The following is a 20,966-nucleotide window of genomic DNA, read 5'->3' as shown; positions in this document are numbered from 1 at the left end:
CTTACGACGGCTACTTCGACGGCACCACCACTGATTTCCAGTGGATGGAGCGCACCCTGGACGACACCTCCTCCGGGGTGGACCGCCCCGCCGCGGTCATCGTCGAAACCGTGCAGGGCGAGGGTGGAGTGAACCTCGCGCGGGCCGAGTGGCTGCGTCATCTGTCCAAGCTGTGCTCCGAACGCGACATCCTGCTCATCGTCGACGATGTGCAGATGGGCTGCGGCCGCACCGGCCCGTTCTTCTCGTTCGAGCTGGCCGGGATCACCCCCGATATCGTCACCCTGTCCAAGTCGATCGGCGGCTACGGCCTGCCGATGGCGCTGGTGCTGTTCAAGCGGGAGCACGACGTGTGGGCTCCCGGCGAGCACAACGGCACCTTCCGCGGTAACAACCCGGCGTTCGTGACTGCGCGGGTGGCGCTGGAACACTACTGGTCGGATGACTCGCTGGAGAATTCGACTGCGGCCAAGAGCGGGAAGATCGTCGACGCGCTGCAGCAGGTGGCCGATGCCAACCCTGGCCTGTCGACTCGCGGACGCGGAATGGTGCACGGTCTGGTCTTCGAAGACGCCTCTCAGGCGGGTAAAGTGTGTCAGGTCGCGTTCGAGCGCGGGCTGCTGACCGAGACTTCGGGCGCGTCCGACGAAGTGGTGAAACTGTTGCCGCCACTGACGATTACCGATGACGAACTCGACCACGGACTGCAGATCCTGACCGGCGCTGTCGACACGGTCTGCGGCTGATAGGGGCATCAATATGATTGTGCGAACCACTGAGGAAATCACCGGTACCGAGCGTGATGTGGCGGGTACGGGCTGGCGTAGCAAGCGCATCGTGCTCGGCGGTGACCGAGTCGGCTTTTCCTTCCACGAGACCACCATCGAGGCGGGCACCACGCACGTCTTCCACTACCTCAACCATGTGGAGGCAGTGTGGCTGGTCGAGGGCGAGGGCAAGCTGACCGACCTGGACAACGATCAGGTCTACGACTTGGCGCCGGGCACGATGTACCTCCTCAACGGCCATGAGCGCCACCAAGTCGAGGCACACACACGGTTGCGGATGCTGTGTGTGTTCAATCCTCCGGTCACTGGACAGGAGGTACACGACGAGAACGGGGTCTACCCGCTCGTCGCCGTGCCCAACTGATAAGAGGAAGGACTGAAGCACGTTGGCTGACAATCGGATCGATCGCTATCCGACCCGCACCGCGGACAAGATGCCGCATCAGGAGCGGCAAGACGCGACGGTCTGGGGTCGGATCGACAACGCGGAGTTGGCCGCATTCGATACCGACGGGTACGCGATTATCGACCGGCTGCTCCAACCCGATGAGGTAGCGGCCTTCTCCGCTGAGATCGACCGTCTCGCATCCGATCCGGATTTGCGCGGCGATGATCGGCTGATCGTGGAGAAGTCCTCCGACCAGGTGCGGTCGGTATTCGAGGTGCATCAGCTCAGCCCCGCGGTGGGCGAGCTGGTGCGCGAATCCCGGGTGGTGGACCTGGCCCGCCAGGTCCTCGGCTCCGATGTCTACATCCATCAGAGCCGGGTGAACTACCTGCCCGGTTTCGGTGGTACCGGTTTCTACTGGCATTCCGATTTCGAGACCTGGCACGCCGAAGACGGTATGCCGAGCCCGCGTGCGGTGAGTCTGTCGATCGCGCTGACCGACAACTACGCCTTCAACGGCAGCCTGATGGTGATGCCGGGCTCGCACCGCACCTTCGTGCCGTGTCAGGGTGCCACGCCCGAGGAGCACTACCGGGAATCGCTGCGCAAGCAGGAAATCGGGGTGCCCACCCAGGCCGATATCACCGAGCTGGCCGATAAGTACGGAATCGAGCAGTTCACCGGACCCGCCGGGTCGGCGCTGCTGTTCGATTCGAATATCATGCACGGGTCGACGAACAACATCACCCCGTTCCCGCGTTCGAACATCTTCCTGGTGTTCAACAGCGTGGAGAACCCCCTGGTGGAGCCGTTCGCCGCCCCGGCGCGGCGCCCGACCTACGTTGCTAGCCGCGATTTCACGCCGGTGCAGTAACCCGGCAGTGTGCGCCGTAACGGCGGTGGGACGAGTACGACTCGCTCCCACCGCCGTTTCGCGTTACCGGCCCCTATCAGCTGCCCCGCAGCTGCCGGTACAGGCTGATCCAGCGGTCCGGGGCAACCGATCCCACCGGTTGGTCGACCCGGACACCTGCCGTCGCACACGCCGCCCGCACCGCCTTCGCGGAATGGGCTCGCCGTAGCGAGGCGGCCAGCGAGCCGCCGACACCGGAGAACCCGAGTTCCACCATCTGCCGATAGTCGGCGTGTGCCCGGCCATCGAGCAGCGGCTGGTCGCGGCGCACGATATGCAGCAGCCCACCGTCGACCCGGGGCACCGGGAAGAACTCGGCGCGGTCGATACGCGGGCCCATGGTGATCGCCACCGCAGGCCAATGGGTGACGGTGAGTTTGGTCCAGCGGCCGTAGGCACCGGAGTGTTTGCGCGCGAATTCGAGCTGGGTGAGCAATGTCGCCGAGGTGAGCCGCGGGGCCGCCAGGCACCAGCGCACAATATCGGTGGTGCTGGCGAACGGGACATTGGACACCACCGCGAACGGCTCACCGGGTGCGGTAATGGCACGGAAATCGCTGTGCACGACCCGAACCCGGGTATCGCCGGCATAGCGCACTGCGAGCCGCCGTGCGTAGCGGGGATCCTTCTCGTAGGCGAGGACGCGGCCTGCTGCACCGATCAGCCGACCGGTCAGCATCCCGTCGCCGGGGCCGATTTCGAGCACCAGATCATCGGCGGTGACACCGGAGGCGCGCACGATCATCCGGGCAGTGGCCGGATCGGTCAGGAAATTCTGGGACAGCCGTCTGCGGGCGCCGGATACGCGGGCGCGTGACTGCGAACGGTTGCGGGACATGGGGTCCTCCGAGCGGAGCGGTCGAATCAGGACGTCGTGATTCGCCCGGACCCATGCCAGGGCACAACGAGACGGCGGCCGAGGTTCGGCGGCCGCCGGCGTGGTTATCGCTCAGCTGAGCTGGATCGGACCGGCCGCGTGTGAGGCGTGGCCGGATCGGATTATCGGGGAGCGTGCACCGGCAGAGTCCAGGCTGCCGTGCGCAGACGGATGAAGTACGCGCCGACCGCGCACGCTCCGTTGGAGCCCAAATTTCCCATGGGATTGACGGTAGGACGCGGGAGCGGCCGTGTCGAACGAATTTCGGCGCTATCGAGTGGGGTCGAGGTCTGCGGTGTGCTCGGCGGCTTCCCGGTCCATGGCCGCGACCGCGTGCTCGGTAGCGGCCTGCGTGCGCCACAACCGGGCCTGGGTGTGGTCGCCGCGGCGGTCCAGTAGTTCGGCCAGACCCGCCATGGCCCGGATCACCCGCCGGTGGGCGGCGGTACGCCACCAGCGTTCCGCTTCGGCGAGGTCACCGCGCCGGAAATACACCACGCCCAGTTCGTAGGCGGCTTCGGCATGACCCGCCGCGGCGGCCTGCATCCACAACCCGTATGCCTGCTGCTCCTCACCCCGGCTGTACATCGCCACACCCAGGTCGTAGAGCGCTCCCCGGTAGCCGTGATCCCGGCGTGGTGCGGCGTCGACGGGGCCCAACGGTGCGGTGTCACCGATGGTGGATACGTTCACGTCGGCGGCGACGACCAGATGCGGCGGTACCGTCGTACAGTCGACCTGCGCCCCGGACGCGGGAGATGTATCGGACACCTGCGAAGGGGCGGCAAGCCGTGCTCGGCGTGCGGACGCGCGAGAGTGGCCGCCGACGGGGAAGGCCGGGCTGCGCGGAGCAGCGGAGGTGGCTTTCGATATCGCGGCGAGAGACCATGGCGGCGGCGAGGTTTCGGCAGTGGTATCGGCGTCGGGTGACGTGCCTGATGTGGGGGCGGTCAACGGTACGGAGATGGTCGGGGTGATATGCGCGGACAGTTCGGGCTGCGGCATGGTCGGCGCATCGGTGGGTGTGGCGCGGACCTCGACCACGAGGTCGGCGAAATTCGGTGGGCCCTCACCCATGCTGCAGTGCAGCACGGTCCGGCCGTCGCGGGCCTGTTCCACCATGATGCCGTAGTTACCCGACCAGGAACGCGGCTCGCCGTCGTCATCCCGCCAGACCGGGGTGAGGCTGAACAATGCGCCGCGCACCGTGGCCGAGAGCTCGAAGGTGATACCGGCTTCGAGTGCTTCTCGCCAGACATCCACGCCGGTCAGGCGTTTGCTATCGAGACCGATGAAACCGTCCACCATGGACAGTCCCATACCGACGGCGCGCACCCCGGAGGGCGGGGCAGCCGACAGCAGAGACAAGGTGAGCGCGGAGGAAGAAGACGACAGTTGCTCGGTGTACATCGGGTACACCTTGCTGCCCTGCCAGTCGATCGGGTCGGCGCTGCGGTAGCGAGTGGCCAATGGCGGCCGGCCCGAGTTTGCGGCCGACGGCATGTCAACAGCCCAGGGCGAAACCGGCCCGTTCATGTCTTGCCCCGCCTTCCCACCGATGCTCGACACACTGCCCGCGCTGCACGCGGCTATACCGTACTACCCGCGGACGCGAATATTGAGTTGTCCCGACAGAGTGTTTCGCGTGGAAACCGACCTGACATCGCCCTGGCGAACCCGGTGCGGCGACGACCGCGGTACACGATGATGCGTTTGTCCATCTACCACTGGATAGGCATCGTAACCTTTTGCAGCGCAAGCCCGTTCACCGGGAGCAACGGTTCTGCGTCACCGCTTCCGGATACGGTTGTGCCCGATCCGGGCGGAAACCTCAGCCGAACAGCTCGAGGAGTTCGGCTTTGCCGAACATTCGTGCCGCATCCCGCGCGGAGGGGGTCCCGGCATCCGGGTCCGCGCCCGCTGCGAGAAGATCGCGGACGATAGCGGTTTCGCCCTTGAAGACCACCCCCGCGAGCGGGGTCTGGCCTTTGTCGTTCGCGCGATCGGGGTCGGCCCCATGGGCCAGCAGGGTGCCGACGGCCTCGCGGTGGCCGTGGTAGGCAGCGAGCATCAGCAGGGTGTCGCCACGGTCGTTGGTGAGGTTCACCGGGGCGCCCGCGTCCAGGTAGGCGGCCAGCGTTTCGGCTTCGCCGCGACGGGCGAAGCCGAACAGGGTCGTGGCTAGTTCGACCAGGTCCGGATCGACGCCATCACGACCATCGGAGGAATCGGCTGCATGGTCGGCGTTCACAATCCCATTCCTACCACCCGGATATCGCACGGATGAATACGAGAGCCGAGCTCTAGCTCATGGCCCGCACCGCCCGACTCGGTCACCATGCCACGGATGCAGGGTAGTCGCAGGTGGTGGTTATGCTTGTCGTCGGCGATGGATCTCCGCCAAGGCACCCCAGGTGGTGTCTGAACCGCCTCGCTGCCGGGGCTGATGGTTCCTTTCTCGTCAGTGGAAGGAGTCTGTGCAGATGCCGATTCGCCCGGAACCCGGTTCGAGAGTGGCTACCGATCCCCACACTTCGTCGGCGGTTTGCATCCCGCCGCACAAGCGGGTGAAATCCATCGCGTTGGTCGGGGCCGGCGGATTGCTCGGTGCTCCGTTGCGCTACCAGTTGGGCGTATGGTTCCCGCACACCAGCGGTGCGTTCCCGGCTGCCACATTCGCCATCAACATCACCGGCGCCTTCCTGCTGGGCATACTGCTGGAGGGCTTGACCCGGCTCGGTCCCGACACCGACTGGCGCCGATATGTGCGCTTGGGGGTGGGCACCGGAGCGCTTGGGGCGTTCACCACCTACAGCACCTTGGCCGTGGACACCGACCTACTGCTCCGCGGTCACCATTGGTCAGTCGCCGCGGGCTACGCGACCGGCACGGTCGTGGCCGGTCTGGTGGCCACCGCCACAGGTATTGCGGTGGCCGCCCGAGTGCGATCGCGCCGGTCGGAGCCGTTGGCGTGACAGCGGTGTGGGTGGCGCTCGCAGGCAGCGCCGGGGCGATGGCCCGGTTCACCCTTGACGGAGCGATCAAACACCGCCGGGCTGCCCGGTTTCCGTGGGCGACCTTTGTGATCAATGTGACCGGATCCCTGATACTCGGCATCGTCACCGGACTAGTGCTGTTCCACGACGTCACCCACGATCTAGAGGTGATCCTCGGTATCGGATTCTGCGGCGGATACACGACCTTCAGCACTGCCAGTTTCGAAACGGTGCGCCTGATCCAGAACCAGCACTACTACACCGCGGCCGCCAACACGTTCGGCAGCCTGCTGACCACCATTGCCGCCGGCGCTGCAGGTCTGGCGCTGACCGCGTTGTGAGGAGACAGCGATGACCGACACCACCGGCCCTCACGGCCCGGCCCGCACCGAGGACTGGCGAGCACTGCACCGGATCGATGGACCCACCGACCCGACCGCGGCCCGCTGCCATCTGGTCGTCGGCTACGACCGCCACCCCGCCAGCCGCTCCGCATTGACCTACGCCATCGACCTCGCGGGCCGCCTCGGCGGCTTCCTGCATGTCGCCCACATCATCGACACCGACGACCTACCGATCGACCCCGACGCCGCCGACTGGGAACAAGCCGTCACCGGCGCCGTCGAACAGGAACGCCACGATGCGTGCACCGTCCTGGAACACGCACCCGGTCCCTGGGCCTACTACAGCCGTCTCGGGCGACCGGCGCAGCTTCTTGCCGGGCTCGCCGACACCCACAATGCCGAGATGATCATTATCGGTACCTCCCGCGGCGGGCTCGTTTCACTCCTGCAGCGCCTGCTCGGGGAATCGGTATCGACGACCCTGGTCCATCACGCCCACCGTCCCGTGCTGCTGGTCCCCGAGCCCAGAACACAGTGAACCGAGCCCGCGCACCGTTTCGATCCTCGAGTTCGACCCTCACCTCCGAGCCCGCCGACGGCAGTGAGCAGGTGGGGGCCGGAGGCGCGGCTCACCTCACCCACCGCCGCCTCACCCGCGTCTGACCCGCGAAGGAGGCCTCCATGTTGTTGGAAAACCAGCAGGTCCGCGGCGAACAACACGGCAAAGACCACACCGCGCTTCTGCACGATCCCACCGAACCCGGTTGCCCGGTCTGCCGCGCCGCCGATATCGCCGACCGCAACTGGCACACCTGATATGTGCTTCGAACTCACACCGAGCCCGAATATCGAGATGAGCTCATTCGGGCTGGTGGATTCTGCGCGATGCACCTGCGCTGGCTGTGCGCCGATTCCGAAGGCCGAGCCCAGCTCCCGCGCATGCTGCTCGACCTGATCCAGCACCGACTCGATGAAGGTCTGCGTGACCGAGCAGAACATGCCCGGGCCGAAAACGGGTAGAACCCGGCTATGGACCATGCACGAGCACCACTGGTGGATGCGCTGGCCGACTATCACCGGCTGGGCAGGTACGGGTTCACCCCGCCCGGGCACCGACAGGGACGCGGTGTGGACAAGCGGGTGATGGAAGTCATCGGAGCCGATGCCTTCCGGTCCGATGTGCTGGCCGCGCCAGGACTCGACGATCGGCTGTCGCGCGGCGGCTATCTGGGGGAGGCGGAAGCGTTGATGGCCGACACTGTCGGCGCCGACACCGCGTTCTTCTCCACCTGCGGCAGTTCGCTGTCGGTCAAAGCAGCGATGCTGGCGGTTGCTGGAGGTTGTGACAGCGGTCTGCTGGTGGCACGCGACAGCCACAAGTCGATCGTGGCGGGTCTGGTGTTCTCCGGGCTGGTGCCGCGCTGGATCACGCCGCGGTGGGACGAGGAGCATCATATTTCGCATCCGCCGTCGCCGGAGCAGGTGCGCGAAACCTGGGAGAAGTACCCGGATGCCGCGGGCGCGCTCATCGTGAGCCCGAGCCCGTACGGCACCTGCGCCGATCTGGCCGGTATCGCGGAGGTCTGTCACGAACGGGGCAAACCGTTGATCGTGGACGAAGCGTGGGGTGCGCATCTACCGTTCCACCCGGATCTGCCGACGTGGGCGATGGATGTGGGCGCTGATGTGTGTGTGGTGAGCGTGCACAAGATGGGTACCGGTTTCGAACAGGGGTCGGTGTTTCATCTGCAGGGTGATCTGGTCGATCCGGTGCGGTTGAGCGCCTGCGCGGACCTGTTGATGACCACCAGCCCGAACGTGCTGGTCTATGCGGCGCTGGACGGTTGGCGCAGACAGATGGCTCAGCACGGGCACGAACTGCTGGAGGCCGCGCTGCGGCTGGCCGACCGCGCCCGTGCCGGCCTGGCCGAGATCGACGGCGTGAAAATCCTGACCGATGAACTGCTCGGTGTCCAAGCCTCCTACGATCTGGACCGGCTGCAGGTGCTCATGGACGTCTCGAGCACGGGCGCCAGCGGATACCAGGCCGCGGATTGGCTGCGCGAACACCGCCGTATCGATCTCGGGCACAGCGATCACCGTCGGATCCTGGCCACGATCTCGGTCGCCGACGACGATGACACCGTGGACGCGCTCGTCGACGCTGTCGCCGCTTGGCGTGACCAGATCACCGAGCCTGCCCCGCATCCGATCCGGCTGCCGTCGCCCGGTGAAATCCAGCTCGAGACGAAAATGCTGCCCCGCGACGCGTTCTTCGGGCCAGTTCAGGCGGTGCCTGCGGCCGAGTCGGTCGGGCGGATCTCCGCCGAACAGCTCACCCCGTACCCGCCCGGTATCCCGGTGGTGCTGCCCGGCGAGCAGATCAACGAGGCGGTCGTCGAATATCTGACTTCCGGGGTGGCGGCCGGGATGAACGTTCCCGACGCCGCCGATCCGCAGCTGCGCACCATTCGGGTGGTGGCCCGCTGAAGGAAGGCTAACGCCACTCGTTTCGCTGCAGATCCAGAATCACCGGATGCATCAGCGTGGAGGCGCGTTCGCCGGTGTCGCGGCGGTCCGGCGGAAATACCGCGGCCGCGGCCAGACTGGAGTGGTCCAGTGAATGCAACGGCGCAGGCGGATCCACCGCGAGTCGCGGTTCTGCTTCGTGGGTGGCCAGTACGAAACCCCAGTCACCGAAGCTGGGGACGTCCACGTGATAGGGCAGGACGTGCAACCCGGCGGATCGGACGGTACTGGTGATGCACCAGAACGAGCGTTGCGCGAAGAACGGCGACCCGGCCTGCACGACCATGGTGCCGCCAGGAGCGAGCACACCGGCGGCCATCGAATAGAACTCGGTGGAGTACAGCTTGGCGATCGAGGTCTGGTCGGGGTCGGGCAGATCGACGATCACCGCATCGAAATCGACGCGGACCGTGCGCAGCCAGGCGAACGCGTCGGTGGTGATCACCTGCACCCGGGGATCGGCGAAAGCGTGCTCGTTCAACGTGGTCAGCCGCGGATCGGTGCGGGCGAGCCGGATCATCTGCGGGTCGAGTTCGACCAGAGTGACCGCGGCGACGTCGGGGTAGCGCAGGATCTCCCGTAACGCCAGGCCGTCACCGCCGCCGATGACGAGGACATCGCGGCGGGGTCCGGCGAGCGCGGGATGCACCAGCGCTTCGTGGTAGCGGTATTCGTCCACCGAGGAGAACTGCAGGTCACCGTTGAGGAAGAGCCGGGTATCGGTCTGCCCGAACGGCGACAGCGATTCGGTGAGCACGATCTGCTGGTATTCGGATTGTTCACGCCACACGATCGGGTACGCGAACAACGCCTGCTGCGCGGTCGCTTCGAACCGATCCGCGTACAGGTAGCTGCCGACCAGCACGGCGGACACGAGCAGCGCCGCGGCACCGAGCAGCCAGCGCAGCAGCCTGCTCAGATCGGCACGGAACCAGACGAACACCAGGATCAGCCCGGCGAACGCGTTGACCACACCCACGATGAGGCTGCCCCGGATCTGCCCGAACACCGGAAGCAACAGGAACGGAAACGCCAGGCCACCGAGCAGCGCGCCGACATAATCGGCGGCGAACAGATCGGCGACCGCACTGCCTGCCTCCTGTCGCCGGATCCGCTGCAGCAGTTCCATCAACAGCGGGATCTCCGCACCGACCAGGACACCGATCACACTGGAGGCGGCGACAAGCGACACGGTGTACAGATCCAGCCAGGCGTAGGCGGCGTACAGCGCGAGCACCGACAGTCCGCCGATGGTGGCCAGCGCCAGTTCGACCGCGGCGAACGCGGCGGCAGCATAGCGGCGCAACGGTTTTGCAGCCAGCGCCCCGAGCCCCATCGCGCACACCATCACACTCAAGGTGATGGACGCCTGTGCTGCGGTGTCGCCGATCAGGTAGCTGCCGAGGGTGACCAGGGACAGCTCGTAGACCAGCCCGCAGGCCGCGCAGACGAAAACCGTGACCAGCAGGCCCAACCGGGCGAAGCGCGCCCGGGCCGGGGGTGCGGCACGAGTGTCGCCCGGGCTGGGGCCGGTGGTTTCCGGTTCCGCCGTCGCGGTCACTAGGACAAGCCGGCCGCCACGACGGCGGCGACCGCGATATGCAGTGCTGCGTTCACCCAGACGCCCGGATGCAGTTCGGTGTCCGAGACGACGCCGCGGAACTCACCGGGGGTGGCCAGATCCAGCAGCAGGAACGCCACCGCCATCGCCGCCAGGCCGATCACTCCGTACACGGCGCTGGTGACCAGCGCCTTGCCGATCGCGCCTTCGGCGGTCCAGATGGCGGTGGCGACGATGATGCCGACGCCGAGCAGGTTCGCCGCCACCAGCAGTGCAGCGTTGCGGTTGCGTTCCACCCAGATCTGCCTGCGCAGGTTGCCCGGGGTGAGGATGTCGACGAGGACGAAACCGAGCGCCATCAACGCGATGCCGACCCCGGAGTAGGCGAGTGCGGCGCCCGCTTCCGAGGGGAGGTCTTCGAGCATGTGTTCTTCTCCTGTGCCGAGTCCGTTGGGATGCGTGGATGGGTTCGCCTATTTGCCGTCACTGCTGCCGCCGCCGCGGAAATCGTCGCCCGGGCTGCCTGCCGCCCACCCGAACGCACTGGTGTGGTGCCGGTGGCGGCGATGCCCGGTGCGGTAGTCGTCGACGAGGATCTTCGTGCCGCCGGAGTGCGGACTGATCGCAATGATGTGCTCGCGATACTGCAGGTAGATCAGGTTGCCGGTGGTGCGCCGGTCCAGTGCGGCCACCGCGGCGGTGATCTCGTCGGCGACAGCCTTCGGAACGCGGGTCGCTGTGTAGGCTCGGCCGTTGTTCGGCTGATCGAGGCTGGGTGCGCGGGTGTAGGTGTCGGCGATGAAATCGTCGGGCTCGTCGTATCCCGACCGCGTGAAGATCACGATCGCCGCGATGACGGCGGCGACGACCGTGCCGACGGCCACGGCCACCCAGATGAAGCGGCGGCTCATATCCGAACTCCGTTCGCGGTAGTGCTGTTGCTTGCGGGGGAACCGAGTTCGGTCATCAGGGCTGCTGACGCGGGTAGATCATGAGCGCGCTGCGGTTGAGCACCTGGCCGAGGGCGGCTTCGTAGCGGCCGGTGCCGCCGTAGTCCTCGAACGACAGGCGGGTGTCGTCGGCGGTGCTGTAGTCGTGATAGGTCACCGTGCCGTGGGCGGACAGGCCGGTGGTTGCTTCGCTGCGATATCGCGCGGTGCCGGACTCTTGTCTGCGGAACACCTGCTGGTCGTAGCGGAGTTCGGGCCCGCCGGGCTCAGGCGCGTCAGCGGCAGGTTTCCAGAGCACCAGCTCCAGGTCGGGGTCTTCTTCGACCGACAGCCAGGCCTGCTCGTCGTCGCCGGTGTCGAGGAGGTGTTCACTCCAGTCGTAGCCGCCTTCGCTGAGGCGAAGGCGGCCGCGCACGGTGTAGGTGACCCCGAAGATATCGACCAGATCGCCCGCGGTCAGGGTACGCGGGTTACCTCGGATGGCGTCGGAGTCGGTGTCGGCGAACGGATCGGCCGGGGCGGACGACGATACGGTGCGTGTGCGGGAGGCCGCGAGGCGCCGGTACATCAGAAACGCTGCGGCGCAGACGATGACGACCGCAACGGTAACGATGATGATCAACAGTGCGGTGATGACAACCCCTCCCAGGTCCGAGCCAACGGGACCCTACCATCCTGGGCAGGGGTGGGCCATCGGGCCGGGGGCCGGGCATGGTTGCGGGACGGCAGGGGTCTACTCCCACCGTCCCGCGCCGGTTTCCGCACCGGTTGAGGGTTACACCCGGTCTACGACCGCCGCGTAACCCGCCGCACGTGCGCAGTGCGCACAGCAGAACATGCTGCCGTTCGCTTCGACGCCGTGACCGAGCACTCGGCAGGCGCAGTGCGCGCACGTGGGCGCCATAGCGTTGACAGCGCATTCGAAGCTGTCGAACGTCGACGACCGGCCGTTCTGCGTGATCGTGAACGACTTGTCGTAATCGTTGCCGCAGGTATCACAGACAGCCATGGTCGATCAGCCCAGACGCTTGGCGAGTAGAGCCTTCGCCTGCTCGGCACCCTTGCGGCTCTCGCCCTGGGCCCGGCGGAAGAATTCTGCGAGCTCGGTATCGCCCGCGCGTTCGGCGTCCTGGCAGTAGACCTCCATCCGCAGCGCGTTGCTCATCGACGCTTCAGCGAACCAGATGAGGTTGTAATCCTTGTCCTTGGTCCCCGTGACGTGACCGGTTTCCTGTTGACCTTGACCGCCCATCGTGTTGTACCTCCTGTCGAGGGTTGCTGAACACCGTCATCGACGGCTCTACCCGACGACCGATACGGCAAACACGGCCGAAGCCCGTTATTCGCCGTCTGTGCAGCGACTTGTTGAACCACACCCGGCTGGGTACGCGCCCGCTATGGAGAGCCGAGATCGGATAGCCGAACCATGGGGAGCGCGGACGCCGTACGAGCCGGGTATGCCCTGGCCGGAACGGGTGGACACCTACCTGGTCGACGGTGTGGAGCCGGAGACGGTGCGCTGGGTGCAATCGGCGTCGGTGCTGCATTCCGACGGCGACGCCTTCGATATCGCGGTGCGCGACGGGAGGATGGTCGGCGTGCGGGGACGCGGTATCGATCGGGTCAACCGGGGGCGGCTCGGCCCCAAAGACCTGTTCGGCTGGCAGGCGAACGCCGCACCGGACCGGTTGACCACGCCGTTGATCCGCAAGAACGGCGAGCTGGTGGAAACCGACTGGGACACCGCAATGGAGCGGGTGGTGCGCCGCAGCAAGGAACTGCTTGCCGAACAGGGGCCCTCGGCGATCGGTTTCTACACCTCCGGGCAATTGTTCCTGGAGGAGTACTACACGCTCGGCCTCATCGCCCACGGTGCCATCGGCACCAACCATGTCGACGGCAATACCAGGTTGTGTACCGCCACGGCGGCTGCGGCGTTGAAGGAGTCGTTCGGTTGCGACGGCCAGCCCGGCTCCTACACCGATGTCGACCACGCCGATGTGATCGCGCTGTTCGGCCACAATGTGGCCGAAACGCAGACGGTGCTGTGGTCGCGGATGCTCGATCGGCTGGCGGGCGCGCGACCGCCCGCGATCATCTGTGTCGACCCGCGGCGCACCCCGGTCGCCGAACGCGCCACCGTGCACCTGCGCCCACTGCCGGGCACGAACGTGGCTTTGATGAACGGGCTGCTGCACGAGATCATCGCCAACGGCTGGGTCGATCACGACTACATCGCCGCGCACACCGTGGGATTCGACGAACTACGCGCCCGCGTCGCCGAATACCCGGCGAATGTCGCCGCCCAGATCTGCGATGTGCCCGCCGAGGACATCCGCACCGCGGCGCGGCTGCTCGGTACCGCGGAGCGGCTGTTGTCGACCGTCTTACAGGGCTTCTACCAGTCCCATCAGGCAACGGCGGCCTCCGTGCAGGTCAATAATGTGCATCTGGTGCGTGGCATGCTCGGCCGCCCCGGCTGCGGTGTGTTGCAGATGAACGGGCAGCCCACCGCGGAGAACACCCGCGAATGCGGCGCCGACGGCGATCTGCCCGGTTTCCGCAACTGGTTCAACGATCACCACATCGAAGACCTCGCTCGGCTGTGGAGGCTCGACCATCACCAGATCCCGCATTACGGCCCGCCCACGCACGCCATGCAGATGATCCGGTACGCCGAACAGGGCTCGCTGCGGATGCTGTGGGTCAGCGCGACCAACCCGGCAGTATCGCTGCCCGACCTGGACCGGATACGCAAGGTCCTCGCCCAGGATCGGCTGCTGCTGGTGGTGCAGGACATCTTCCGCACCGAAACCACGGAACTAGCCGATGTGGTGCTGCCCGCGGCGGCGTGGGGCGAGAAAACCGGCACCTTCACCAACGCCGACCGAACGGTGCATCTGTCGGAGAAAGCAGTGGAGCCGCCGGGGAAGGCCAGGCCGGACCTCGACATCCTGCTCGATTACGCGCGGCGGATGGATTTCCGCGACAAAAACGGTGACCCGCTACCGTCCTGGCACGACCCGGAATCGGCGTTCGAGGCGTGGAAACAGTGTTCGGCCGGGCGTCCATGCGATTACACCGGGATCACTTACGACGCACTGCGCGGTGGCTCCGGCATCCAATGGCCGTGCAATGACACCGCGCCCGGCGGCACCGAGCGGCTATACGCGGACGGCAAGTTCTGGAGTGCGCCCGACTACTGCGAGTCCTACGGCAAAGACCTGATCACCGGCGCACCGCTGTCGCCGGAGCAATACCGGGCACTGAACCCCGAGGCCAAAGCGATCATCAAAGCCGCCGAATACCTGCCCCCGCACGAACAGCCCGGCGGGCAGTTCCCGTTCGCGCTCATCACCGGCCGGACCCTGTACCACTTCCACACCCGCACCAAAACCGGCCGGGTGCCGCAGCTGCGTGATGCCGCTCCGAAGGTGTGGGTGGAGATCTCCGGCGACGACGCCGACGAGCTGGGTATCGCCGAAGGTGATCTGGTCGAGATCGCCTCACCGCGCGGCACGATCCGCGCGCATGCCCGGGTGAGCGGAATCCGGCCCGGGGTGTTGTTCGTGCCGTTCCACTACGGATATTGGGATGCCGACCGGCCCGGACACGATCGCGCCGCCAACGAGATCACCATCACCGACTGGGATCCGGTGTCCAAACAACCGATCTTCAAAACCGCCGCCGCCTCGGTGCGCCGGTGTGCGGCCGGGGATGGGCCCGCGGCCGCGCCGACCAACACCGGGTCCGCGCCACGCGACAGGTCGGTGGTCGCGACCAGCGGCGGGCAAGCCGGTACCGCCACCAGCACCACCACCGCTGCGACCGCCGGAGGCAGACGATGAAACTGGATATGGTCGTCCGCGAACTACACCGGTCCGAACACCGGCTGGCCCGTGACCTGTCGGCGGTGTCCGCGCGGCATCACGCCGACCACGAAATCCACCATGTGGCCCACGACCTCGCGGGATGGTCGCACGATCATTTGCGGCAGTTGGAGGCTGTCGCCGACCGGCTCGATATCGCGCTGCACCGCGAGCACCGCGCCCGGGCGTGGACCGCGCCGCTGCAGGAGCGGCTCAGCGAACTGCTGCGCACCCGGCCGGAAACAAGCATGATGCTTCTGCTCGACCTGCGGCATCTGCACCGGGTCACCGCGGGTGTGTCACTGGATTGGGAACTGCTCGGCCAGGGTGCTCAGGCGGTGAAAAAACCGGACCTGCTGGAACTGGCGCAACACTGCCACCCACAGACCGTTCGCCAGCTGAACTGGACGAACTCCATGCTGAAAATCCTGTCCCCGCAGGTCCTGGCCACCTGATGCGGGTCGTCGTCACCGGGGCCACCGGAAACCTCGGAACCGCGTTGCTGGCCACTGTCGGCTCTGACTGGCGGGTCACCGGGATCGCGCGTCGCAAGCCGGATACGCGTGCTCTGCCGTATGCGGGTGTCGAGTGGATCAGCTGCGATATCGGCGCCGCCGCCGCCGAAACCGTGCTCCCCGAAGCGTTCGCGGGCGCGGATGCCGTGATCCATCTGGGGTGGGCCGTCCACCCGCATCGCGACGATCCACCCATGCAGCGCACCAACCTGGGCGGTAGTTCGAACGTTCTGCGCGCGGTCGCGCAGGCACGGGTACCGCACCTGGTGTGCGCTTCCTCGGCGGCGGTCTACACCCCGGCCCGGCGTTGGGAGATGGTGGACGAAACCTATCCGCGTAACGGGGTGTCCGGATCCGCCTACAGCCTCCAGAAGGTGGAACTGGAACGACGGCTCGACGCGTTCGAAGCCGAGCACCCGACGACTCTGATCAGCCGTATCCGCCCATGCGGTATCGCGCAGGGGGCAGCGGGCGCAGAGGTGGCCGACTGGATCCTGGGAGCGGTGCTGCCACGCGCGGCCATCGGCCGACGCTGGACACCCGTCCCGCTGTGGCCGGGCTTGCGTCTGCAATTGGTGCACAGCTTCGACGTGGCGGCCGCCATCCGGCTCATCGTGCGCGAGCGCGCGACGGGCGCGTTCAACCTGGCTGCCGATCCAGTGCTGCCCGCCCGAGCGCTTGCGCGGCAATTCGGCGGATTCTGGCTGCCTGTTCCGCTGCGGTGGCTGAGCCCCGCGGCCTGGTCAGGGTGGCGCAGCGGACTGCACCCCCTGCATCCCGGCTGGCTCGGTCTCGCTGATCGCGCCTGCCTGCTGGAGACCGCCCGGGCTCGCCGGGAGCTCGGCTGGTCTCCGTCTTACGACGCGGAAACGGTGTGCGCCGAACTCGCCTCGGGCCTGCGCCGGGCGAGTCCGGGACACAGCGCACCACTGGCGCCGCAACAGCCGAAGATCAGACCGGGTTCGCCGACACACCAGAGTCAAGAACCATCGGAGGCCGACACCGCCGGTGGACTACTCCTTTCCTCCTGACAGTTCGGTCCTGTCCTGCCGTTCGTTCACCAGATCGTCGTCATCGGCGGGTGGTTCGGGGTCGCGCCACTCCTCGGCGCGGCTCGACCGGTTTCCCCGCAGCGTGCCTTCCAGTTCATGAGCCAGTTCGTCGTCGCGTGCGGGTCCGTGCTTGCTGCTTCCTCGCTCCATATCGTCCTCCTGTATTACGCGCGTCGCGGCCGGTCAGCCGTGGCGCAATAGGGCGCCCACACCGTCCGCCGTGGCCAACTCGTCGTCGACGGGCAGGATGGTGCCGCCGCGGACCAGTGCGGCGACCGGGAGCGCCTCGTCGGCGCGGCAGTCCCGGGTCTCGGCTCCCGCCGCCGGGAAGGGGGCGGCCGGGTCCTGGATCGGTTCGGGTGCGATACGTACGGTGCGGTCACCCAACGCGCTGGAGTTGATCAACAGGCTGTCGGCGTTCGCCGCGAGCAGAGCCGATGTCGTCTCCGGTAGCCCGGTGACGGCCAGCCCGTCGTCGCGGCCCCGTTCGGTGGCGAACCGCTGCACGACCTCGTCGCGGCGCCGCCTGGCCTCCTCGGCCACGATGTCGTGCACCCGGTGGTCCAGTTCGCCGCTGTCGGTGCCTGCCGCGCGTCCACCGACCTCGACTTCCTCGATACGCGCTTCCGCCGCGCCGAGCGCCTTGCGCAGGGCCGAGCGGGCGCCGACCTCTCCGGCCAGGACGATCACCTGCGCTGCGATCCGGCGCGCCAGCCGTGTCAACTCCTCGGCGACCTCATCGATATTGCGGCGCGCGGTTTCCTCGGCGCGCCGCTGCATCGAACGATGCGACCAGCCGCCGCCGTGCCGGACCTTGTGGATCGGGTGCTCGGCGCCTTCCACGGTTTCGCCGACCACCTCGCCGTGGTCGTCGACCCCGTACAGTTCGGATCCCGTTCGGTCCACCATCGCCACCACATGGGGCACTTCCTGAGTTTCGTACTCGATGAGCGGCAGCAGATACGGCAGCGGAGACACCCGCACGATTTCGCGGGCGGGCGGATGGGGAAGCCGCTGGTCGACGAGGATCTGGGTGGCATCGGCGATCAGCGCGCGCCCCGCTCGCCCGGGTTCGGGCGCGCTGCCGGTCACCGCGTCGTCGAGCAGGGCGAGCATCGGCTCCGTCGCGCCCTGATCGATGAGCTGCTCCCGGATCGAGCGCCAGCGCAGTTCCTGTTGTTTGGCGGCGTCCTCGGTGTCGTGGGTGGCGTCGAAATACAGCGAGACGAACGGGCCTCGCCGTTGCGCGATTTCTCGGATACTCATGCCATTCACGACTGCCGGATACCCGGCGCGACCGAGGGCAATCAGCTCACGACGTCTTCAACGGATCGTGCCCGAGCGACATCAGCCGGTGCCGCCAGGCGGTGTCGCCCGCAGTCGGTTCGAGGTCGCCGCGCGTCCGGGTGATCTGCTCGACGACGGTGCGCATCGCCTCCGCATCAGCGGCGTCCAGATCGGTGCGCCGCTTACCCAGGATGGCGAGCACATGCCGCCCCAGTTCCGGGCCGGACTGGTCCGGCAACGTCTCGGCATCGGTGCCCGCTGCCTCGGTGCGCAGCCAGTCGCCCAACTCCCGTGACGACATGTTGACCACCCGGTGGAAGTCGTCCCACAGCTGGTCGTCGATATCGGTCTCGGCCATAGCGCTCACCCCTTTCCCTCAGCCGGTCCGGCCTGCCGACTACCCGGGTAGCCGGCAGTGAAACACTCGGCACCGGTTACCCGGTGGGAGTGAGCTTGCGTAGCCGCTGATCCAGTTCCCGCTGATAGAAGTCGATGAACCCGTCGGGGTCGGGGCCGTTGTTCTGCAGCACCAGATGGTCGAAACCGGCGTCGACAAAGGGTTGTGCGAGCTCGATATAGCGTTGCGGGTCCGTACCGCAGGCGAACGCGCTGCGAATATCTTCCACACGCACGGTCGCGGTGGCGGCCTCGAAGTTCACGGGATTGGGCAGTTCGCTCATCACCTTCCAGCCGGTCACTCCCCAACGAGCAGTTTCCCATGCGGCACGGGCGCCGGTGTCCTCGTCCTTGGCCCACGCGACCGTCACCTCGGCGTAGCGGGGGCCGTCACCGCCCGCCTCCCGGTAGCGTTCGACAACTCCGGGTTTCGGCTCGGTCGCGAACAGCCCGTCGCCCAGTTCGGCGGCCATCCGGGCGGATTGCCCGCCACTGGCGGCCACCGCGATCACGGGAAGCTCGTCGGGCAGATCGAACACTCGCGCGTCACACAGCCGCAGAAACCGGCCCTCATAGGACTGATAGCCGCCGCGCCACAGCAGCCGAATGATCTCCAGCGCTTCCCGGAGCAAGCGGTGGCGCCCGGCGGCGGTGTCGGGGAAACCGTCGCCGACAATGTGTTCGTTCAAGCGTTCACCCGCACCGACACCGAGGGTGAACCGGCCCCCGCTGACCAGGGCGAGGGTGGCAGCAGCTTGCGCGATGATCGCCGGGTGATAGCGCACGGTCGGGCAGGTGACGCCGGTGACGAGCCCGACCCGCTCGGTTTGTTGCGCGATCGCACCCAGAACGGTCCAGGTGAACGGGGAATGCCCCTGGGTTTCCAGCCACGGATGATAGTGGTCGCTCATCTCCACGAAATCGAATCCGGCGGCCTCGGCCAGCACGGCCTGCCGGATGAGTTCGTTGGGGCCGAAGGCTTCGGTGGCCAGCTTGTACCCGATCTGCACGATTACCTCCCACGACGCGACGGATGCACCGGACGGCTACGCCGTACCCGCCGGTCTGGTTGTGAAACAGTGCCCGGCTGCGGCTGAACGTCGCCCGGCACCAGCCTGCGGTCGCCGATAGCACGGAGCAGGGCCGCGAACCGTCCTGTGCTCTGGGCCGCGACCCGTACGGCGTCGTCATAGCTGTCGACATCGATGAACCGAGGCAGCAATTGCACCCGGTATCCGCAGCGGCGCAGCATCGCTCGCGTCAGCACACCGGTATCGGCAGTGGACATCGGCACCTCCAGCAGCGCCCGCGCCGCCTGCGGCTCCGGCAGGCCCAACCCCCACCAGCCGCCGTCGTCGGCCGGACCGAGCACGGCGTCGTCGCCGCAGGCCAGTGTCCGGGCGGCGCGGGTGAGCACGCGGGGGCCGATCTGCGGGGTGTCCATACCGATCTGCAATACCGGCAGCCCGAGGCGCGCGGCATCGGCGTGCGCGTTGGCGAGCCGGACGGCGAAACCGGTGCCGCGCTGCGGAATCAGCTCGACATCGCGCAGTTTCGCGGTGATTTCGCGGCCGTTTTCAGCGAGGGTGAGGTCGCCGGTGAGCGCGACCACGCGGTGCACCACTCCGCTGTCCAGTACCGAGTCGAGGGTGTCCAGTAGCGCGGCGGCAGCCAGCCGGGCGGCCTCACGCGGTTCCAGCGGGGGAGTCAGGCGCGTTTTCGCGAACCCGGCTATCGGCGCTTTGGCGACGACGAGGACGGTGACCGGCGCAACGGGGGCGCCGGTCACCGCAGCACCGCCAGGAAATCGCGGGTCGCGCGCAGCGAACCCCGCCACGACCCGGACACCTTCGATGTTCCGCCCGCCCGCGGCCGGTAGGTGATATCCCGTTCGGTCACCACCCACCCCGCGCGCGCCGCCGCGACCAGCAGTTCCAGTGGGTAACCGAAACGGTCGTGCAGCGGTCCCAACGCCTGCAGGCGGCCCCGGCTCGCCACCCGCATTGCACCGATATCGTGCACCGGCAGCCCGTAGTGGCGGCGCAACCGCCGCGCCACCAGCCGGTTGCCCAGCCGCGCATGCCACGGCCACACCCCGGGCCGGTTCGGGCGGCGCCTGCCGACCGCCAGATCGGCGCCGCCGCGCACCAACTCCACCAGTGCAGGCAGCTCAGCCGGGTCCATGGAACCGTCACCGTCGAGCACCGCGACCAGTTCGGTGCGGGCCGCGCCGATACCGGCCTGCACGGCCGCGCCGTAACCGGGCCGGTCCTCGGCGACAACGGTCGCACCCCGCCCCCGCGCCACGTCGGCCGTCGCGTCCGTCGAACCGTTGTCGACGACGACCGTGCGGTATCCCGCCGGGATGGACGCCAGTACCGTCGGCAACGCTTCAGCTTCGTTCCGGCACGGGATCACCACGGTTACTTCGGTCGAATCGAGGTGGTCTCCTGTCATGCTGTAGCACGCTATGCCGCTGCGCCCGCCCGGCTCGGTAAAGC

26 protein-coding genes and 1 riboswitch are annotated in these 20,966 nt (G+C 67.4%); of the genes, 11 read left to right on the top strand and 15 right to left on the bottom strand.

The annotated features are described in order from the left end of the window. From B0T44_RS14760 to thpD, 3 genes are all read left to right on the top strand, one after another. A partial coding sequence (locus tag B0T44_RS14760) for an aminotransferase class III-fold pyridoxal phosphate-dependent enzyme (protein ID WP_139795326.1) occupies positions 1–746 on the top strand: 746 nt, incomplete at its 5' end. Between the two features lie 13 nt (positions 747–759). Beyond that, entirely contained in the window at positions 760–1,152 is a 393-nt protein-coding gene (locus tag B0T44_RS14755) for an ectoine synthase (protein ID WP_077114896.1), read from the top strand. A gap of 70 nt (positions 1,153–1,222) precedes the next feature. Beyond that, a complete protein-coding gene (thpD, locus tag B0T44_RS14750; RefSeq protein ID WP_077115139.1) occupies positions 1,223–2,050 on the top strand; it encodes an ectoine hydroxylase in 828 nt (275 codons plus the stop codon). A 76-nt stretch (positions 2,051–2,126) separates the two neighbouring features. On the opposite strand, the gene erm is transcribed toward thpD, so the two are convergent. The 3 genes from erm to B0T44_RS14735 all read right to left on the bottom strand — a co-directional run bounded on the left by erm (position 2,127) and on the right by B0T44_RS14735 (position 5,160). After that, positions 2,127–2,927, bottom strand: a complete 801-nt coding sequence (erm, locus tag B0T44_RS14745) for a 23S ribosomal RNA methyltransferase Erm (protein ID WP_077114895.1) — start codon at positions 2,925–2,927, stop codon at positions 2,127–2,129. A 309-nt stretch (positions 2,928–3,236) separates the two neighbouring features. Next, entirely contained in the window at positions 3,237–4,376 is a 1,140-nt protein-coding gene (locus tag B0T44_RS14740) for a tetratricopeptide repeat protein (RefSeq protein WP_176219223.1), read from the bottom strand. Positions 4,377–4,797: 421 nt separating this feature from the next. Then, a complete protein-coding gene (locus tag B0T44_RS14735) occupies positions 4,798–5,160 on the bottom strand; it encodes an ankyrin repeat domain-containing protein (protein WP_245839180.1) in 363 nt (120 codons plus the stop codon). A gap of 182 nt (positions 5,161–5,342) precedes the next feature. After that, positions 5,343–5,429: riboswitch (Fluoride riboswitch) on the top strand. A 20-nt stretch (positions 5,430–5,449) separates the two neighbouring features. Here B0T44_RS14735 and B0T44_RS14730 point away from each other — a divergent pair. The 5 genes from B0T44_RS14730 (at position 5,450) to B0T44_RS14715 (ending at position 8,796) form a co-directional block, all read left to right on the top strand. After that, positions 5,450–5,941 (top strand): fluoride efflux transporter FluC, encoded by a 492-nt coding sequence (locus B0T44_RS14730; protein ID WP_077115138.1) that lies wholly within the window; start codon positions 5,450–5,452, stop codon positions 5,939–5,941. Continuing rightward, entirely contained in the window at positions 5,938–6,303 is a 366-nt protein-coding gene (gene crcB, locus B0T44_RS14725) for a fluoride efflux transporter CrcB (RefSeq protein ID WP_077114892.1), read from the top strand. The genes B0T44_RS14730 and crcB overlap by 4 nt, the downstream gene beginning before the upstream one ends. Positions 6,304–6,313: 10 nt before the next feature. Next, positions 6,314–6,844: a universal stress protein gene (locus tag B0T44_RS14720; RefSeq protein WP_077114891.1), complete on the top strand. Its 531-nt coding sequence runs from the start codon at positions 6,314–6,316 to the stop codon at positions 6,842–6,844. 143 nt (positions 6,845–6,987) lie between these two features. Next, complete coding sequence (locus B0T44_RS28040; RefSeq protein ID WP_254893681.1) at positions 6,988–7,122, top strand: hypothetical protein; 135 nt, start codon at positions 6,988–6,990, stop codon at positions 7,120–7,122. Positions 7,123–7,335: 213 nt separating this feature from the next. After that, on the top strand, positions 7,336–8,796 hold the full coding sequence (locus B0T44_RS14715; RefSeq protein WP_077114890.1) for an aminotransferase class I/II-fold pyridoxal phosphate-dependent enzyme: 1,461 nt from the start codon (positions 7,336–7,338) through the stop codon (positions 8,794–8,796). Positions 8,797–8,803: 7 nt separating this feature from the next. Here B0T44_RS14715 and B0T44_RS14710 read toward each other — a convergent pair whose 3' ends face one another. The 6 genes from B0T44_RS14710 to B0T44_RS14685 all read right to left on the bottom strand — a co-directional run bounded on the left by B0T44_RS14710 (position 8,804) and on the right by B0T44_RS14685 (position 12,598). Next, a complete protein-coding gene (locus B0T44_RS14710; protein WP_077114889.1) occupies positions 8,804–10,396 on the bottom strand; it encodes a polyamine aminopropyltransferase in 1,593 nt (530 codons plus the stop codon). Further along, complete coding sequence (locus B0T44_RS14705) at positions 10,396–10,821, bottom strand: DUF350 domain-containing protein (RefSeq protein ID WP_077114888.1); 426 nt, start codon at positions 10,819–10,821, stop codon at positions 10,396–10,398. The genes B0T44_RS14710 and B0T44_RS14705 overlap by 1 nt, the downstream gene beginning before the upstream one ends. A 48-nt stretch (positions 10,822–10,869) precedes the next feature. Further along, positions 10,870–11,307 (bottom strand): DUF4247 domain-containing protein, encoded by a 438-nt coding sequence (locus B0T44_RS14700; RefSeq protein ID WP_077114887.1) that lies wholly within the window; start codon positions 11,305–11,307, stop codon positions 10,870–10,872. 55 nt (positions 11,308–11,362) lie between these two features. Further along, a complete protein-coding gene (locus tag B0T44_RS14695) occupies positions 11,363–11,968 on the bottom strand; it encodes a DUF4178 domain-containing protein (RefSeq protein WP_254854135.1) in 606 nt (201 codons plus the stop codon). A 153-nt stretch (positions 11,969–12,121) separates the two neighbouring features. Continuing rightward, on the bottom strand, positions 12,122–12,355 hold the full coding sequence (locus B0T44_RS14690) for a metallothionein (protein ID WP_077114885.1): 234 nt from the start codon (positions 12,353–12,355) through the stop codon (positions 12,122–12,124). A gap of 6 nt (positions 12,356–12,361) precedes the next feature. Continuing rightward, positions 12,362–12,598, bottom strand: a complete 237-nt coding sequence (locus B0T44_RS14685) for a hypothetical protein (RefSeq protein ID WP_077114884.1) — start codon at positions 12,596–12,598, stop codon at positions 12,362–12,364. Between the two features lie 145 nt (positions 12,599–12,743). On the opposite strand from B0T44_RS14685, the gene B0T44_RS14680 reads away from it, so the two are divergent. From B0T44_RS14680 to B0T44_RS14670, 3 genes are read left to right on the top strand one after another with little or no spacing between them, the layout of a single operon-like run. Continuing rightward, positions 12,744–15,194 (top strand): molybdopterin oxidoreductase family protein, encoded by a 2,451-nt coding sequence (locus B0T44_RS14680; protein WP_077114883.1) that lies wholly within the window; start codon positions 12,744–12,746, stop codon positions 15,192–15,194. Then, positions 15,191–15,670, top strand: coding sequence for a hypothetical protein (locus B0T44_RS14675; RefSeq protein ID WP_077114882.1), 480 nt, complete (start codon positions 15,191–15,193; stop codon positions 15,668–15,670). Before B0T44_RS14680 ends, B0T44_RS14675 begins: the two co-directional genes overlap by 4 nt. Next, positions 15,670–16,761, top strand: coding sequence for an NAD-dependent epimerase/dehydratase family protein (locus B0T44_RS14670; RefSeq protein ID WP_077114881.1), 1,092 nt, complete (start codon positions 15,670–15,672; stop codon positions 16,759–16,761). The genes B0T44_RS14675 and B0T44_RS14670 overlap by 1 nt, the downstream gene beginning before the upstream one ends. Here the strand turns inward: B0T44_RS14670 and B0T44_RS14665 are convergent. From B0T44_RS14665 to B0T44_RS14640, 6 genes are all read right to left on the bottom strand, one after another. Then, a complete protein-coding gene (locus B0T44_RS14665) occupies positions 16,744–16,932 on the bottom strand; it encodes a hypothetical protein (RefSeq protein WP_077114880.1) in 189 nt (62 codons plus the stop codon). The two genes, B0T44_RS14670 and B0T44_RS14665, sit on opposite strands and share 18 nt — an antisense overlap. A 33-nt stretch (positions 16,933–16,965) precedes the next feature. Further along, entirely contained in the window at positions 16,966–18,048 is a 1,083-nt protein-coding gene (locus B0T44_RS14660; RefSeq protein WP_081512149.1) for an Rv2629 family ribosome hibernation factor, read from the bottom strand. A 46-nt stretch (positions 18,049–18,094) separates the two neighbouring features. Further along, on the bottom strand, positions 18,095–18,427 hold the full coding sequence (locus B0T44_RS14655; RefSeq protein ID WP_077114878.1) for a DUF3140 domain-containing protein: 333 nt from the start codon (positions 18,425–18,427) through the stop codon (positions 18,095–18,097). Positions 18,428–18,503: 76 nt separating this feature from the next. Further along, positions 18,504–19,475, bottom strand: coding sequence for a TIGR03557 family F420-dependent LLM class oxidoreductase (locus B0T44_RS14650; protein ID WP_077114877.1), 972 nt, complete (start codon positions 19,473–19,475; stop codon positions 18,504–18,506). 2 nt (positions 19,476–19,477) lie between these two features. Continuing rightward, positions 19,478–20,302, bottom strand: a complete 825-nt coding sequence (locus B0T44_RS14645; protein ID WP_077114876.1) for a TIGR04282 family arsenosugar biosynthesis glycosyltransferase — start codon at positions 20,300–20,302, stop codon at positions 19,478–19,480. Next, positions 20,251–20,922: a glycosyltransferase family 2 protein gene (locus B0T44_RS14640; RefSeq protein WP_077114875.1), complete on the bottom strand. Its 672-nt coding sequence runs from the start codon at positions 20,920–20,922 to the stop codon at positions 20,251–20,253. The genes B0T44_RS14645 and B0T44_RS14640 overlap by 52 nt, the downstream gene beginning before the upstream one ends. Positions 20,923–20,966 lie beyond the last annotated feature (44 nt).

The sequence above is a fragment of the Nocardia donostiensis genome (assembly GCF_002081715.1).
GTDB lineage: Bacteria > Actinomycetota > Actinomycetes > Mycobacteriales > Mycobacteriaceae > Nocardia > Nocardia donostiensis.
The sequence above is the reverse complement of the archived record's forward strand: the minus strand, read 5'-3'. Positions and strand labels throughout refer to the sequence as shown.

What these genes read in the sequence shown, in the direction of transcription:
- B0T44_RS14705 (WP_077114888.1), bottom strand. Translation starts at nt 10,821, where the DNA reads ATGCTCGAAGACCTCCCCTCGGAAGCGGGCGCCGCACTCGCCTACTCC.
- B0T44_RS14680 (WP_077114883.1), top strand. Translation starts at nt 12,744, where the DNA reads ATGGAGAGCCGAGATCGGATAGCCGAACCATGGGGAGCGCGGACGCCG.
- B0T44_RS14690 (WP_077114885.1), bottom strand. Translation starts at nt 12,355, where the DNA reads ATGGCTGTCTGTGATACCTGCGGCAACGATTACGACAAGTCGTTCACG.
- B0T44_RS14675 (WP_077114882.1), top strand. Translation starts at nt 15,191, where the DNA reads ATGAAACTGGATATGGTCGTCCGCGAACTACACCGGTCCGAACACCGG.
- erm (WP_077114895.1), bottom strand. Translation starts at nt 2,927, where the DNA reads ATGTCCCGCAACCGTTCGCAGTCACGCGCCCGCGTATCCGGCGCCCGC.
- B0T44_RS14730 (WP_077115138.1), top strand. Translation starts at nt 5,450, where the DNA reads ATGCCGATTCGCCCGGAACCCGGTTCGAGAGTGGCTACCGATCCCCAC.
- B0T44_RS28040 (WP_254893681.1), top strand. Translation starts at nt 6,988, where the DNA reads ATGTTGTTGGAAAACCAGCAGGTCCGCGGCGAACAACACGGCAAAGAC.
- B0T44_RS14740 (WP_176219223.1), bottom strand. Translation starts at nt 4,376, where the DNA reads ATGTACACCGAGCAACTGTCGTCTTCTTCCTCCGCGCTCACCTTGTCT.
- B0T44_RS14640 (WP_077114875.1), bottom strand. Translation starts at nt 20,922, where the DNA reads ATGACAGGAGACCACCTCGATTCGACCGAAGTAACCGTGGTGATCCCG.
- B0T44_RS14670 (WP_077114881.1), top strand. Translation starts at nt 15,670, where the DNA reads ATGCGGGTCGTCGTCACCGGGGCCACCGGAAACCTCGGAACCGCGTTG.
- B0T44_RS14685 (WP_077114884.1), bottom strand. Translation starts at nt 12,598, where the DNA reads ATGGGCGGTCAAGGTCAACAGGAAACCGGTCACGTCACGGGGACCAAG.
- B0T44_RS14665 (WP_077114880.1), bottom strand. Translation starts at nt 16,932, where the DNA reads ATGGAGCGAGGAAGCAGCAAGCACGGACCCGCACGCGACGACGAACTG.
- B0T44_RS14660 (WP_081512149.1), bottom strand. Translation starts at nt 18,048, where the DNA reads ATGAGTATCCGAGAAATCGCGCAACGGCGAGGCCCGTTCGTCTCGCTG.
- thpD (WP_077115139.1), top strand. Translation starts at nt 1,223, where the DNA reads ATGCCGCATCAGGAGCGGCAAGACGCGACGGTCTGGGGTCGGATCGAC.
- B0T44_RS14720 (WP_077114891.1), top strand. Translation starts at nt 6,314, where the DNA reads ATGACCGACACCACCGGCCCTCACGGCCCGGCCCGCACCGAGGACTGG.
- B0T44_RS14755 (WP_077114896.1), top strand. Translation starts at nt 760, where the DNA reads ATGATTGTGCGAACCACTGAGGAAATCACCGGTACCGAGCGTGATGTG.
- B0T44_RS14715 (WP_077114890.1), top strand. Translation starts at nt 7,336, where the DNA reads ATGGACCATGCACGAGCACCACTGGTGGATGCGCTGGCCGACTATCAC.
- B0T44_RS14655 (WP_077114878.1), bottom strand. Translation starts at nt 18,427, where the DNA reads ATGGCCGAGACCGATATCGACGACCAGCTGTGGGACGACTTCCACCGG.
- B0T44_RS14700 (WP_077114887.1), bottom strand. Translation starts at nt 11,307, where the DNA reads ATGAGCCGCCGCTTCATCTGGGTGGCCGTGGCCGTCGGCACGGTCGTC.